Raw genomic sequence first — 14,791 nt, 5'->3', positions numbered from 1 at the left:
CATTGGCGGTAGCAGACACTGAAATTGCCCATTGCATCCACTACCTGGCTCTGGCACCTGTCAACACAGGACTGCCGATGACAATCGCGGTCATGATCATGACGCCTACCAGGAAGGTCTGGTAATAGGCACTGATACCCAACAGATTGATGGAGTTGGCGACCAGGCCGAGCAGAGTGGCGCCCAGAGTGGTACCCATCAATGTGCCTTTGCCACCGGCTAAGGCGGTGCCACCCATGACTACCACGGCAATGGCATCCAGTTCATACCAGGTGCCGGCAAAGGGTTCGGCGGCCGACATGGAGGCCGACAGGGTCAATCCTGCCAGACCTGCCAGTATTCCCATCATGACGTAGGCGCCCATCTTCAAGCGTTTGACACGAATGCCGGCGGTGTACAGACAGCGCTCATTGCCTCCCAGGCCTTGCAACAGTCGTCCGGTGGTTGTCCTGTTGAGTACAAAGCTTGCAAGCAGGGCTGTGATAACAGCCACGATGGCAGCCCGCGGGATACCCAGAGTGAAGCCTGAGAACGTGTCGATATAGGATTGGCCAAAGCCCATGATGGTACGGCCACTGGAGATGATGAATACGACGCCGCGAACAGCCAGCATCAATCCCAGTGTGGCGATAAAGGCCGGGATGCCCAGTATGGCGACCAGAAAACCGTTCAACAAGCCAACCATGGCGCCCACTCCCAATCCCAGGGCAATAGCCCCATAGGGGCCGGCGATGGCATCATAGCCGTTCTGAAAATACAGGGCTGCCGCAATGGCTGACAGGCCGACGGTGGAGCCGACGGAAAGATCTATACCGCCGGAGGTAATCAGCAAGGTCATTCCTGCGGCAATGATCAGATTGATGGAGATGCGGTTGGCCAGGTTGATCATGTTCTGGGTGTTCATGAAACTGTCCGAGAGCACCGTCATGGCCAGCACCAGTAACACGATGATGGGCAGCAACTGAAGATGATGGTTACGTAGGAAACTTGTGAGCTTGAATGCGGGGGTCATGGCAGTGCTACCTCTTCAGGCACAGTGTTGGTGGTCCCGAATTCCAGTGCCATCAGCGCGGCATAGTCCAGTTCCCCGCGCAGGTAGGGACCGTGAAATTCAGTCGGTGTCAGTACGTAGATCTTGTCGCAGACGCCCAGCACTTCTTGCGGCTCGGATGAAAACAGAATGGCAGCCTTGTTGTCGGCTGCCAGATCACCGATGAGCCGATAGACTTCAGCCTTGGCACCGATATCGATACCCTTGGTAGGCTCATCCAGTAACAGCAGTTCGGTATCAGCGCACAATTGCCGGATAATCACCACTTTCTGCTGGTTGCCACCCGATAGCAGGTTGGCTTCTCTTTGCAGGTATTCAGCTTTCATGTTCAGCTTCTTCTGCATGCTCTCGCCCAGCGATTGTTCGGCTGCTCGATCGATTCTGCCCAGACGTGCCAGCTTGCGAAGGCTGGTCAAGGTCATGTTTGCAAGAGATGTCAGGTTCAGAACCAGGCCTTCTGCCCGTCTGTCCTCGGACACCAGTCCGATGCGGTGACGCAAGGCACTCACCGGTGACTTGAGCGTCAGAGGTTTGCCTTTGAGGTGCATCTCACCGGCCAGCGGGGCACGCAAACCTGCCAGTACATGAGCCAGCTCGGTTTTGCCCACGCCTGCCAGTCCTGTTATACCGATGAGCTCGCCGGCATGAGAGGAGAGCGTTATGGGCGGTGTCCGGCGACCTTGAAAGGTGCTGAGTTCAAGCGCCTTGAGCTCAAGAATGAGTTCGCCGGTGTTGGAGATGGTGCGTGAGAATTCATTGGCAACCGTTGTGCCAATCATGGCGCTCACCAATCGATCCTTGCTCAGTGTAGCGTCACAGGTGTAGTTGCCGACCCGTTGCCCATCACGCAAGACCACAATGCGATCACAGATGTCCAGCATTTCCTCGAGTCGGTGAGAGATGAAGACACTGGATTTGCCTTCTGATTTGAGGCGACGCATCATGCCGAACAGAGCCTGGGTTTGCTCGCCGGTCAGTGATGCGGTGGGTTCATCCATGATGAATACCGACCCGCCTTGCATCACCCGTCTGGCTATGGCCACCATCTGTTGCGCCCCTTTTGCCAGGGTGCTGGCCGCTTGGTCCGGTTGAACCTCGTGGCAGCCGAGTTCGTCGAGTATGCGCTGTGCCTGACTGCGCATCTGAGCGCGAGAGAGCCCCCCGAAGGCTGTTGAGAGCTCGTGGCCCAGAAACATGTTCTCCACCACAGTCAGCTCATCAATCAGCAGGACCTCCTGCGGGATCATGGCGATACCATGGGCTTGTGCCGCCTGCGGCGAGGTGAACTGAACCGGGCGTCCGCGCACTTGAATCTGGCCACTGCTGGGCTGTTCGATGCCACTGACGATTCGCATGAGCGTTGATTTGCCAGCGCCGTTCTCGCCTATCAGACCAACAATTTCGCCGGGCATGATGTCAAAATCCACGGCATCAAGTGCCAGTGTGCCAGCGTACTGCCGGGTGATATTCACAACCGATACAATGGCATCGTTCATCGCTGACCCCGCTTGCGTTGAGACAGAACATCGAGCGCAACAGCACCGACGATGATGCCGCCAATGGCGACCTGTTGCCAGGCAGTGGGGACTCCGGAGATATTCAAGCCCGAACGCATCGTGGCCAGAATCAGGCAGCCCATCAAGGTGCCAAACAGGCGAGCACGTCCGCCAGCCATGGTGTTGCCGCCAATGATCGGTGCGGCGATCGCTTCCAGCCACTCGGTGGATAGACCCGCGGTCGGCTCTGCCGAATCAAAAGAGGCTGTCAGGGTGAACCCTGCCAGTACGGCCAACAGGCCTTGGAAGACATAGGCCCCGATTCTGAGGGCATTGACCCGTACCCCGCAGATAAAGCAGGTGGTCTCATTACCGCCAACGGCACGAATCTGAATGCCCAGCCTGGTTGTATGCATGACCAGCATGGTCAGAATCAATACGCCGACACCTAGATAAACAACGCTCTCGCCTTTGAACAAGCTGGCAAAGCTCTCTGGAAGATTGGAGGCCGGTGCGCCGTCGGATATGATGAGTGTCAGGCCGCGGGCAAGACTCAGCATAGCCAGAGTTGCAATGAAGGGCTGGATCTTGAGAAAGGATATGACAGTGCCATTGATGGCACCGATCAGCGCGCCCAGCATCAGGCCGATGGCCACGGCGGGCAAGACCGGCATGCCTGAGATCATCAGAGTGGCCGTTACCATGGAGGTCAAGGCCAGAATGGCACCCACCGATACATCGATGCCTCCGGTGGCGATAACCAGTGTCATGCCGGTAGCCATGATCAGGGTGAAGGAGGCGTTGGTCAGTACGCGTTCCAATACCAGGGTGTTGAAGAAGTAGGGTGAGGCCAGGCTGAAGATCAGCACCAACAGCAACAGAGCGGCGATCAAGCCCCAGCTCTGTCGTACGGTTTGCCGGACTAGCGCAAAGAGACTGTGATCTAACAGCGCCTTGCCGGTGCTGGATGCCAACTGAGGGCTGCTCTGGTTTGCAGGGCTGTGCGGAGGGCTATTCATGAGGTGGCCATGGCATCTGTGGGTGAGTCAGGAATCGGCAGGCCGAGAGCTTTGCCATGCTCTCGACCTGGCCGCTTGCAGATCAGTTTTTCAGTTTGGCCATACCTGAATAGTACTGTCCGTAGTTGGCGATCTTGTCCTCGATATTCGAGGCATCCCAGATTTCCTGACTGGCAAAGATGGTCTCGGGAATTTTCTCGCCCATGCCTTCCAGGTAGAGAATGGCTGCCTCGATGGTGTTGTAGCCATTCTCATACTGCATGAAGGCGACTGTGGCAGAGAGTTCGCCACTCTCGATTGCCTTGACTGCATCGGGAATACCATCACAGCCCATGACGATCACATCGTCCAGCTTGTCCGCATTCTTCAACGCCTGGATGGCACCCAGTGCCATGTTGTCGTTGGAAGCTGACAGACAGTTCAGATCAGGGTTGGCCTGAATCATGTCGGCACCAACATCCATGGCCTTCTTGCGATCCCAGTCAGCGGGTAGCACCGCAACATTTTCCAGTTGCGGGTACTTCTTCAACTCCTCCTCATACCCGGCGAGTCGGGCCGTGGCCGCCGTGGATCCCGGGAAGCCCATGATGTGGGCAATCTTGCCACCGTCCGGTCCGAGTTTCTCGGCGCAGTAGCGCACATGATTACGCATCTGCTCGGCCCAATCGGTAGAGATGAAGGAGATGATGTCGATGTTGTGCTTTTCCTGATCCTCTTTGGATATATACGCATCATTCACGTTGATCAGCGGGATGCCCATTTTGGTGGCACGTGATGCTGGCTCAAGCAGGTTGGAGGTGGAGCTGGGATTCACGGCAATCAGGTCGAACTGGCGAACCAGCATGTCTTCCATGAGCTGCTTCTGCACCAGCAGATCGGTCTCACCTGGGGCGGCAAAGAACTCAACCTTGACGCCGTATTTATCTGCAGCATCCTGAAAACCATTACGCAGGTCGATGAAATAGTCGTTGTTGAAGGTTTTGAGGATGACGCCGATTCGGTATTCCTTGCTGGGTACGGGTATTTGTCCAAACGGCTCGTACAGAGCCATGCGATCTTCGGCAACGGCTGCGTTACCCAGGACCGAGGCGCCGAGCACAGCACCAAGGACCAGATTGACTGGTGTTTTAAACAATGATTCAAGCATGTGATGACTCCTCCGGGAGACCAGGGCGGTTGACAGATTTCCCTGACAAAAGCGCTCGTCAGGAAAGGACAACGGAATCGAGAATCAGACGTACCTGCTAGCCGGGTGGTTGACCAGCATTGCGATGCGGACTAAATACCGGATCGAAACGTCGTTCATTCACGAATCTGCCAGATAGTTAAACATCAGATGTTTGTTTTGTCCAGATCATTTGATAATATAAATTGATCGGCTGTACAGCCTCGAGTGCTTGCCCGGAATGATCTGAACCAGAGCACCCGCCCATTTCCGGCGAATTCACAGCCTGTCTGCGGTCTGAAAAACTGATTAATCAATCTGTCTGATCAAAAAATAGTTACAAAAGATCTGGACAAGCTAAACATCCGATGTTTAACTATTTGGCACAACTGAATCAGGAATCAGCCGGACGAGGCACTTTGCGAATGGTTCGGTCAGTTATCGAGCGATGAGTGATCGACTGCGGTCGGACCTTTGAAAGCGATGCTTTGGCAAACAGGCAGGCTTGCACCAAGTCTTGCTACCTATGTGCGCAACTTCACTCGTGCGCATGACTTATCTGGAAGAGGAAAAAAACATGCATTCGAAATTGAAAAAAAGCCTGCTCGCCACCTCCGTGGCTACGGCAGCTCTGATGAACATGGGCGTTGCCCTGGCCGGTGATACGGTGGCTCTACTGCTGCCGGAGAACGTCAATCCCCGTTGGGAGCAACAGGACGCTGCCGCCTTTGTCGAGAGGATGTCCAGCATTGCACCGGATGTGAAGGTTGAAGTATTCAACGCCAACAACGATACCTCGGTGCAACAACGTCAGGCGGAACAGGCACTGACACAAGGGGCCAAGGTACTGGTTGTCATCCCCATCGACGGCGAGAGCTCTGCCATCATCGCGGACACCGCGGCCGAGGAGGGTGTACCGACGATTGCCTACGATCGAATGATCAATTCTGAAAACACAAAGTTCTGGGTACAGGCGGACATGTTTGCCACCGGTGCCGCACAGGCCCAGCACGTTGTTGATAACACCAAGTCTGGGGACACACTGGTATTGTTGAAAGGTTCTCCGACAGATCCGAACGCTGCGGTCATTGCCAATGGACAGATGTCGGTGCTCGAACCCTTGTTCGCCTCAGGCGAGCGCAAGATGGGCTACGAGAACTGGACGCCAGGTTGGGATCCGGCCATAGCTCGCCGTTCGATGGATCAGGCTCTGACGCAGCTTGATAACAATGTTCAAGGTGTGGTGTCTTCCAACGATGGCAATGCCGGGGCTGCCATTGCGGCAATGGAGGAGCAGGGGATGGCAGGCAAGGTGCCGGTCTCCGGTCTGGATTGCACCGTGCAGGCTCAACAGCTGATGTTGCTTGGCAAGCAGACCCAGTGTGGATGGCGTCCACTGCATGAAATGGCTGCGGCAGCCGCTGAGGTAACGGTACGATTGCTCAACGGTGACGAGTATGGCGATCTTGCCACTGAAGTGGTACAGAACGGCGTGGGAGCTGATGTTGCATTTGTACCGGTTGACAGCTATTCGGCGGTCGGTGCTGAAGGGGTTGCCTATGTGATCGAACACGATCCATCCATTGCCCAGGAAATGGTGTGTGCAGGCGAAGTCTTGGCACTGGATTTCTGCAAGTAGAAACAGCATGTCAACTGGAAAGCAAATCGTGGGGCGCGGAGCCCCACCTGCGCATCTGCGTGTCAGCGGTATCCATAAGCGATTCGGAGGCGTGCATGCACTGCGCGGTATCGATTTCGAGGTGGCCCGTGGCGAGGTCATGGCGCTTGTTGGTGACAATGGGGCCGGCAAGTCAACCTTGATGAAAGTGCTGGCCGGTGCCTATGCGGCCGATGAAGGGCAGTTCTTCATTGACGAGCTGCCGGTCTCGATCAACAGTCCGCAGGATGCGACAGCCCAGGGTATCCAGATCGTCTATCAGGATCTGGCTCTGTGTGAAAACCTGGATGTGGCAGCCAATCTGTCCCTGGGTGCTGAACCGGTGAAGCCGGGGTGGGGCTTTTTGCCACGCCCGCTGCGCCCTATTGATGATCTGGCGATGGAGCTGAAGGCGCAAAAAGCCATTGATCGTCTGCAGGTGCGCACCTTGAGTTCAGTGCGAGCCAAGGTCGGGGGGCTGTCAGGTGGTCAACGACAAGCCATTGCCATCGCACGCGCCGTGGGTGCCGACAGCTCTGTTGTCATGCTTGACGAGCCCACGGCGGCATTGGGAGTTGCACAGACGCGACAGGTGCTGGATGTGGTCAAGCGTCTTCGCGATACCGGCCATGCGGTCATTTATATCTCGCACAATATGCGCGACATCTTCGAAGTCTCAGACCGGATCTGTGTGCTTCGCCATGGCGCCAATGTGGCAACGTGGAATGCATGCGAGACGACAACCGATGAGATTGTCGTTGCCATGACACGAGGACTTGATGATGGGGCCCCTCATGCAGCCTGAAATGAAACTCTCCTTCGTCGGCCGCTTGCGCATGATGCGAGAAACCCGGCTAGGTGCCTTTGTACCGGTCCTGTTGGCACTGGCCGCCATCTGGCTTTACTTTGGTCTGGCGGTACCTGTGTGGGAGCATCTGTCAGACCCGAGTTCTGAAGGGGTGCGGTTCATCTTCCTGAGCCCACGCAATATTTATAATCTATTCATGCAGTCTGCCGTTATTGCAACTCTGGCGGTGGGTATCACCGTCGTGCTGCTACTGGGCGACATCGATCTGTCGGCGGCTGCAACGGCGGGTGTCTGTGCCGCTTTGCTGGGTGTGCTGATGCTGGCCGGTGTGCCTGGCTGGCTGGCCTGCATCATCGTCATGGGGGTGGGTGCGATCATGGGGGCTGCGCAGGGGATGCTGATTGCCTATGTAGGCATACCCTCCTTTGTTGTCACCCTGGCAGGCTTGCTGGGTTTCCAGGGTTTGATGCAAAAGATACTACCGACGGGAAATCTGAATATCGGCGACCCCTTCATCAAAGGTATTGCCCGTATTCTGTTGCCCGATACGTTGGGACTCGTTCTGGCGGCAGTCTTGATTCTGCTGGTCGCTTTTTCACTATTTCGTCGACAATCGCAGCGTAGAGCGCTTGGTCTGGAACTGGACTCGACAGCTACCTTGTGGGGACAGCTTGTCTTTTTCGCCATACTGGTAAGCGCTGCGGTGGTAACGATGAATGCCTATCGCTCCGTGCCCCTGTTGATTGTGCTGTTGATCAGCCTGACGGCCCTGGTCGGATGGGTAACCACCTCGACACCGTTTGGTCGTTCCATCTTTGCCGTGGGTGGTAATGCCGAGAGTGCGCGGCGCGTCGGCATGGACGTCAAGCGCATCCGTGTCATCGCCTTTGCCATTGTCGGGTTGCTGGCGGCCATCGGCGGCATATTCGGTGCCTCACGCTTTGGCTCGGTGTCCTATACGGCATTCGCAGGCGGCTCTTTGCTGCTGGAGAGTATCGGCGCTGCGGTTATCGGCGGCACTTCTCTGTTTGGTGGACGCGGGTCAGTCTGGAACGCCATCCTCGGGGCTCTGGTTATAGGATCACTGGGCAATGGCCTGGATCTGTCGGGTGCCAGTGCGGCAGACAAGCTGATGTTCTCCGGGGCTATCTTGCTGCTGGCTGTCGCGATCGATGCTGTTTCGCGCTCCGAGAACAGTGGGCGCTAGGAGCGTTGATCATGACAGAGCCATTGAGTGCTACCCAAAGGGCACAGCTGGACGCCATTCTTGATCAGTTGATCCCTGCAAACCCGGAACGTGCCATCCCTGCTGCTGGTGCCGCGGGGGTCGGTGATTTCATCGAGAACCAACGAGCCGACAACGTATCGATTGCCACCGCTGTCGATGAGGTGCTGAGTTTTGCACTGTTGCTGGATGCTGAGATGACACCCGACCGGGTGAGTGAGTTGGAACTGACCCGGCCCGAGTCCTTTCAATTGCTGTTGAGGCTGACCTATATGGGCTACTACAGTCGGCCCGAGAATCGGGCACATGTCGGGGTAGCTGCGCATCCAGTGCACCCCAAAGGTTATGAAGTTGCCCGTGAAAGCCAGGAATTGCTGGATGAGCTGACCTTGCCTGTACGGGCTCGCGGCTCTGTCTACCGCCAGGCTTGATAGCAAAATGAGAATGCCATCATGAACAAGGAACCCGTGGATGTACTGATCATTGGCGCTGGCGCATCAGGCGCGGCCATTGCCTGGTCTTTGCTGGAAACCCGTATGCAGATCCTGTGTCTGGAGCAGGGCCCTCATGTGCCGGACAGTCAGTTTCCCAGCCGGCGTGAGGACTACGAACTGGCACGCTATGCCGAGTTTTCCTGTGATCCGAATGTACGAAAGCTGAAATACGACTATCCGATCAACGTCGAGAAAAGTTGTATTACGCCTGTGAACTACAACGCGGTGGGCGGCTCGACGATCAACTTTCTGGGCCATTGGCCGCGTATGAAGCCATCAGACTTTCGTACTGCAACACTCGATGGTGTTGCCAGTGACTGGCCTGTGGATTACGCCACGCTTGAGCCGTTCTATGCCATGAACGACCAGATTACCGGTGTCTCAGGACTGGCGGGCAATCCGGCCTATCCGGATTATGCCCCCGGCTTGCCGCCCATCCCCATGGGCAAGCTGGGACAAACACTGGCGCGGGGGTTCAACACGATGGGCTGGCATTGGTGGCCCTCGGATGCTGCCATTCTCAGTGAGGATCGCGACGGTCGGCAGAAATGTGTGAACGCGGGTACCTGTGATCTGGGCTGTGCAGCAGGCGCCAAGGGCGGCACCAATTTTACCTATTGGCCGATGCTGGAGAATGCCGGGGTGGAGCTCAGATGCGAAAGTCGTGTGCGCAAGATTCTTGTCGATGAGAACACCGGTCTTGCCACCGGTGTGCTTTATCACGGTAGTGATGGTCAACTGCACGAACAGAAAGCTGAGCTTGTCATCATCGCCTGCAATGGCATAGGAACACCGCGACTGCTGTTGAATTCAACCTCCAGGCTGTTTCCCGAAGGTCTGGCGAATCGTTCGGATCAGGTTGGGCGCAATCTCATGTTTCACCCCTTGACGGGTGTATCGGGTGTTTTTGATGAGCCCATGATGGGGCATGAAGGCCCCATGGCCTGTTCGATATTGAGCCAGCAATTCTACGAAAGCGATACTGAGCGAAATTTTGTGCGTGGCTACGGACTTCACTCCGGGCGTTCGACGACACCGATGACCTTTGCTCTGGGTGGTTTCGGGGTTGATCAGCCGATTGCCTGGGGCGCTGCCCATCGCGAAATCATGGACACGGTTTATCCCTACCTTGCCGGCCTGACCGTGGTGGCCGAGGATCTGCCCGAAGCCCATAACCGTGTGACGCTCGATGCAAGCCTTGTCGACAGCGATGGCATGGCAGCCCCCAAGGTCGAGTACCGTCTGGGTGAGAATACGAAAGCGATGCTCAAGCATGGCACCCAACGGGCGAGCGAAGTACTGTACGCGGCGGGCGCAAAGCGTGTACTGGCAAAGAATTCTGACGAGGTGTGGTGGCGGGCCGGGTGGCATCAGATGGGCACCTGCCGGATGGGCGAGGATCCGAATAGCTCTGTGGTCAACGGCTGGGGCAGATGTCACGACGTGAAGAATCTGTTCATTGTGGATGGTTCGATTTTCGTCACGGCAGGTGCTGTCAATCCGACCTCGACCATTCAGGCTCTGGCCCTGTACATCGGCGACAGCATCAAGAAAAACATCGCAAACCTGTTTGATTGAGAACTCCATGAAATTTGACAAGAAGATGTACATCGCCGGCGAACTGGTGGATGGTCAGGGGACGGTGGAGGTGGTCAATCCGGCCACTGATGATCGGGTGGCCACCGTACCCACCGCGGGAATGGCTGATGCTGATCGGGCGCTGGCAGCGGCGCGCGATGCCTTTGCTTCCTGGTCGAGCACCAGTATTGCCGAGCGGCAGGGCTGGATGTTGAAACTACGCCAGGCGGTCATCGACAACGAAGAACACTTGCGTGAATGCATTCACTACGAGATGGGCAAGCCCTGGGCGGGGACTCAGGAGGATGTCGACAGTCTGAAGAACTCGCTGCAGTTCTATGCCGAAGAGATCGCTCGTGTGCATGACACCAGCATTGCTGATCGAGCCGGCACTCATACGCACCGGCTGGTACATGAATCTGCGGGTGTGGCACTGGCTTTTCTGGCCTGGAACTTCCCGCTGTTGAATCTGGCTTTCAAGATTGGGCCGGCCATGGCGGCGGGTTGCCCGATCATCATCAGACCCTCGGAGGCAACCCCCATCTCGGCCTATGCCGTGGGGGAACTCTGCCAGCAGATTGGCCTGCCAGCAGGGGTGGTGCAGATTCTGAGTACAGATGGCTACGATGTGGCAGATCATCTGTCAGCCTCAGCCATTCCCTCGCTCATCACCCTGATCGGTTCGACCCGGACCGGCAAGCACATCATGCGCACCGGAGCGACCACTATCAAGCGCTACTCCATGGAACTGGGTGGTAACGCACCGGTGCTGATTTTCGAGGATGCGGATCTGGATCTGGCGGCCGATATTGTCTGTGGTGTGAAGTTCAGTAATGCAGGTCAGATTTGCGTATCCCCGAACCGGGTATTCGTGCATCGCACGGTGCTGGAACAATTCACCCGGCGTGCTGTAGAGCGCGCTGCGGCAGCTGGCGTGGGTTGGGACAGAGACGCCGATATCCTCACCGGGCCGGTGATCGATGGTCGAGCATGGCAGCGGCTCAAGGCGCTTGTTGATGATGCTGTGAGCAAAGGGGCAGAACTCCTGGCTGGCGGTAATCGGCCAGAAGCTCTGGCACAAAATCTGGCAAAGGGCCATTTCATGGCACCCACGGTACTGGCTAACGTCACTGAAACGATGGATGTCTACCAACAGGAAAATTTCGGCCCTATCGTCAGCATCGTCGCCTTTGATGACAGCACGGATCTGAACACAATGGCCAATGATTGCGATGAAGGCGGCCTGACAGCTTATGTGTTTACTCGCAACCTGGCGCGGGCAGAACAATGGGCGTCACAACTTCGCTACGGCGAGGTACAGATCAACGGCGTCAAATATGCTATCGATCTGCCCCACGGAGGAATCGGCCAATCCGGGATAGGCCACGATTGCTCTCGGCTTGCGCTGAACGACTACCTTGTCATCAAGCGTATAACCAGAGCCCTGGATGCCGCATGAAAATTGTTCAGATAAAAAGCCATGTACTGCAGTGTGACATGCCTGAAGAGCTGGGATATTCACAGCAGTACTATGCAAAACGCACCGCCCATCTCGTAGAAGTCATTACCGATGAGGGAATCACGGGTTGGGGGGAATGCTTCGGGCCCGGCAATATTGCCATTGCCAACAAGACCATCGTGGAAAGAGTCATCCAGCCCATGGTGCTGGGAATGGACCCACTGGATCGTGATGTCATCTGGCACAAGGTCTACAACCTGATGCGCGATCATGGCCAGAAAGGCATGCCCATGCAATCACTTTCAGGGGTTGATATTGCATTATGGGATATCGCCGGCAAGGTATGTAATCTGCCACTGCACAAACTGATTGGTGGAGCGCATCGCCAGGATGTGGAGGCCTATGGCTACGGCATGATGCTGAAAAGGCAAAGTGTCGAGGATCATGTGGCACGGTTCAAGGATGAGGCGGCGGCCATTATCGGTATGGGATTTACAGCGGCGAAGATGAAAACCGGCTTGGGCCCCAAGGCTGATGTAAAGCTGTGCGAAGCGGTGGCAGAGGGTGTGGGGGATGATGCCAGGTTCATGGTGGATGCGAACCATTGCTACACCACCAGCGATGCCTTTTATGTCGGTCATGCACTGGATGAGATGGGAGCCTACTGGTTTGAAGAACCGGTAGCCCCAGAAGATCTTGATGGCTACCGAGAGCTGCGAGCGGGCCTCAAAGTCAATATCTCGGGCGGAGAGGCAGAGTTTGCACGCTGGGGCTGGCGCTCGATTCTGGAGAATCGGGGTCTGGATATTGCACAACCGGAGGTCTGCGCCCTGGGTGGTGTCACCGAATACCTGCGTGTGATGGCCTTGTGTCATGCACACTTTACACCCGTGATCAATCATGTCTGGGGATCGGCCATCGCGGTGGCAACCAATCTTCAGCTGCTGGCTGCCATGCCGCCCATGCCAGGCGGACTACATCCCTGGGAGCCGATGCTTGAATTTGATACCACGGAGAATCGTTTTCGAGATGAGCTGCTGCTTGAGCCACTGGATATACAAGGACAGGTAAAGCAGAGCGGTAGAGTGAGTATCCCGCAGGGGCCGGGTATTGGAGTCACGCCCGATCCGGAGTTCATTGCCCGGTACGAGATCGAGCTTTGAACACACTCAGTACAGAGCCGGAGCTTGTCGTGGCTCATTCGGACAATAGCGAAGCCTGTGCCCGTGTGGCTGTTGATTGGGGCACCTCCAGTTTCAGGTTATGGACGCTATCGGCTGATGGCCAGGTGCTGGCTCGGGCAAATGGACCCTACGGCATGGCGAGTCTGTCAAAGCAAGACTTTGCTCAGGTGCTGGAAGATCAACTAAACCGTCTGTCGGTTGACAGGCACGTGCCGGTGCTTATCTGCGGTATGGCAGGTGCCGCTCAAGGCTGGTGCGAAGCGCCTTATCTACAGGCACCCATGGCACTGTCGCAGTTGGGGCTTGGAGCTGTACGTGTGCCTGATATCGAACGGCAAGTTCATATTCTGCCAGGATTCATGCAGACACAGCCTTGCAATGTCATGCGTGGCGAGGAGACCCAGATTCTGGGCCTGCTGAGCGCACGGCCTGATTTCAACGGAGTTGTATGCCTGCCCGGTACCCATAGCAAATGGGTCAGATTGAGTGAAGGGCAAATCGCACATTTCACCACCTGCATGACGGGCGAAATATTCTCCTTGTTATGCCATCAGTCTGTTCTCAAGCACTCAACTGCCGGCAAGGGCTGGGATGCAGCGGCATTTGTGGAAGCAATTCTGCAGATGATGTCAGCACCCGCCAGTCTGGCTGACTCCCTGTTTGGCCTGCGAGCCCAGATGCTGCTTGAGGATCTGCCACCCGCCACCGCACGAGCACGCCTGTCCGGCATGCTGATCGGGATCGAGCTTGCCGCCACCCAGGCGTATTGGCAGGACTGTGAGGTTGCGCTGATAGGTGAGGCAAGTCTGTGCCGTCATTACGCCACGGCACTGGCATCGCAGTCCGTCGCCGTGGATCTTCTCGACAGTGAGGCCATGACCCTGAGCGGTATCACATCCGCCTTTACACAACTCAGAGAAACCTGATAATGACAAGACAGATCATAGCCATTCTTCGTGGCGTCAAACCCGAGGAGGCCGTCGATATCGGGCAGGTACTGATTGAGGCTGGTATCACGATGATCGAGGTGCCGATGAATTCACCCAGTCCGCTCACGAGTATTGCCGCCATGGTAGAGGCGTTGGGAACGCAGGCCAGTATTGGTGCGGGGACCGTGTTGTCAGCCGAACAGGTAGAACAAGTAGCCGATGTGGGCGGCAAACTGATCGTATCGCCCAATACCGTGCCTGAGGTCATCAAGGCGACCAAGGTCCGAAAAATGATGTCCTACCCCGGTGTGCTGACACCCACCGAGTGCTTCGAGGCGTTGAGATACGGTGCGGATGGCCTGAAGTTCTTTCCCTCCATGCTGGTTGGACCTGAAGGGGTCGCAGCCATCAGAGCCATATTGCCAAAGCAGACATTGACCTACGCGGTAGGTGGCGTGGGGCCTGATAATTTTGCCCAGTGGATAGCGGCGGGCGTCAATGGTTTTGGCATCGGTTCGGGAATATACAAGCCTGGTTATTCAGCAGCAGAGGTGAGTCAGCATGCGAAGGCCTGTGTTGCCGCTTACGATCTGGCGTGTCAATGAATCGGAGAATTTGTTCTGCAACGCCTGTGAAAATGTGGTTGATAATCAAACAAAAGTTCCACGAATTTCCGTATTGAAACTGATCGTGTAAAGGTCGGTAAAATCGTATTTTCGCATCAGA

The 14,791-nt window shown here is 56.2% G+C and carries 13 protein-coding genes; 9 read left to right on the top strand and 4 right to left on the bottom strand.

Annotated elements, in window-relative coordinates:
• Positions 1-40: 40 nt before the first annotated feature.
• From IMCC3135_RS28495 to IMCC3135_RS28480, 4 genes are all read right to left on the bottom strand, one after another.
• The gene (locus IMCC3135_RS28495) at positions 41-1,012 is read right to left on the bottom strand and encodes an ABC transporter permease (protein WP_088920670.1); all 972 of its coding nucleotides are present in this window, start codon (positions 1,010-1,012) and stop codon (positions 41-43) included.
• Positions 1,009-2,547, bottom strand: a complete 1,539-nt coding sequence (locus IMCC3135_RS28490; protein ID WP_088920669.1) for a sugar ABC transporter ATP-binding protein — start codon at positions 2,545-2,547, stop codon at positions 1,009-1,011. The genes IMCC3135_RS28495 and IMCC3135_RS28490 overlap by 4 nt, the downstream gene beginning before the upstream one ends.
• Complete coding sequence (locus IMCC3135_RS28485) at positions 2,544-3,566, bottom strand: ABC transporter permease (RefSeq protein ID WP_088920668.1); 1,023 nt, start codon at positions 3,564-3,566, stop codon at positions 2,544-2,546. Before IMCC3135_RS28485 ends, IMCC3135_RS28490 begins: the two co-directional genes overlap by 4 nt.
• Positions 3,567-3,648: 82 nt before the next feature.
• Positions 3,649-4,713 carry a sugar ABC transporter substrate-binding protein gene (locus IMCC3135_RS28480; protein ID WP_088920667.1) on the bottom strand — a complete coding sequence of 355 codons (1,065 nt, stop codon included), beginning with the start codon at positions 4,711-4,713 and terminating at the stop codon, positions 3,649-3,651.
• A 595-nt stretch (positions 4,714-5,308) separates the two neighbouring features.
• Here IMCC3135_RS28480 and IMCC3135_RS28475 point away from each other — a divergent pair.
• From IMCC3135_RS28475 to IMCC3135_RS28435, 9 genes are read left to right on the top strand one after another with little or no spacing between them, the layout of a single operon-like run.
• A complete protein-coding gene (locus IMCC3135_RS28475; protein ID WP_088922133.1) occupies positions 5,309-6,370 on the top strand; it encodes an ABC transporter substrate-binding protein in 1,062 nt (353 codons plus the stop codon).
• A 7-nt stretch (positions 6,371-6,377) separates the two neighbouring features.
• A complete protein-coding gene (locus IMCC3135_RS28470) occupies positions 6,378-7,193 on the top strand; it encodes an ATP-binding cassette domain-containing protein (protein WP_088920666.1) in 816 nt (271 codons plus the stop codon).
• Positions 7,183-8,403: a sugar ABC transporter permease gene (locus tag IMCC3135_RS28465; RefSeq protein ID WP_088920665.1), complete on the top strand. Its 1,221-nt coding sequence runs from the start codon at positions 7,183-7,185 to the stop codon at positions 8,401-8,403. The genes IMCC3135_RS28470 and IMCC3135_RS28465 overlap by 11 nt, the downstream gene beginning before the upstream one ends.
• 11 nt (positions 8,404-8,414) lie before the next feature.
• Positions 8,415-8,852: a gluconate 2-dehydrogenase subunit 3 family protein gene (locus IMCC3135_RS28460; RefSeq protein WP_088920664.1), complete on the top strand. Its 438-nt coding sequence runs from the start codon at positions 8,415-8,417 to the stop codon at positions 8,850-8,852.
• Positions 8,853-8,873: 21 nt separating this feature from the next.
• A complete protein-coding gene (locus tag IMCC3135_RS28455) occupies positions 8,874-10,493 on the top strand; it encodes a GMC family oxidoreductase (RefSeq protein ID WP_088920663.1) in 1,620 nt (539 codons plus the stop codon).
• Between the two features lie 7 nt (positions 10,494-10,500).
• Complete coding sequence (locus IMCC3135_RS28450; protein ID WP_088920662.1) at positions 10,501-11,952, top strand: aldehyde dehydrogenase family protein; 1,452 nt, start codon at positions 10,501-10,503, stop codon at positions 11,950-11,952.
• Entirely contained in the window at positions 11,949-13,115 is a 1,167-nt protein-coding gene (locus IMCC3135_RS28445; RefSeq protein ID WP_088920661.1) for a mandelate racemase/muconate lactonizing enzyme family protein, read from the top strand. Before IMCC3135_RS28450 ends, IMCC3135_RS28445 begins: the two co-directional genes overlap by 4 nt.
• The gene (locus tag IMCC3135_RS28440; protein ID WP_205737766.1) at positions 13,112-14,062 is read left to right on the top strand and encodes a 2-dehydro-3-deoxygalactonokinase; all 951 of its coding nucleotides are present in this window, start codon (positions 13,112-13,114) and stop codon (positions 14,060-14,062) included. The genes IMCC3135_RS28445 and IMCC3135_RS28440 overlap by 4 nt, the downstream gene beginning before the upstream one ends.
• A gap of 2 nt (positions 14,063-14,064) precedes the next feature.
• The gene (locus tag IMCC3135_RS28435) at positions 14,065-14,670 is read left to right on the top strand and encodes a 2-dehydro-3-deoxy-6-phosphogalactonate aldolase (protein ID WP_088920660.1); all 606 of its coding nucleotides are present in this window, start codon (positions 14,065-14,067) and stop codon (positions 14,668-14,670) included.
• Positions 14,671-14,791: the final 121 nt, after the last annotated feature.

The organism is Granulosicoccus antarcticus IMCC3135 (assembly GCF_002215215.1).
GTDB lineage: Bacteria > Pseudomonadota > Gammaproteobacteria > Granulosicoccales > Granulosicoccaceae > Granulosicoccus > Granulosicoccus antarcticus.
Note: the sequence above shows the minus strand (reverse complement) of the source record. Positions and strands in the feature narration are given on the sequence as shown.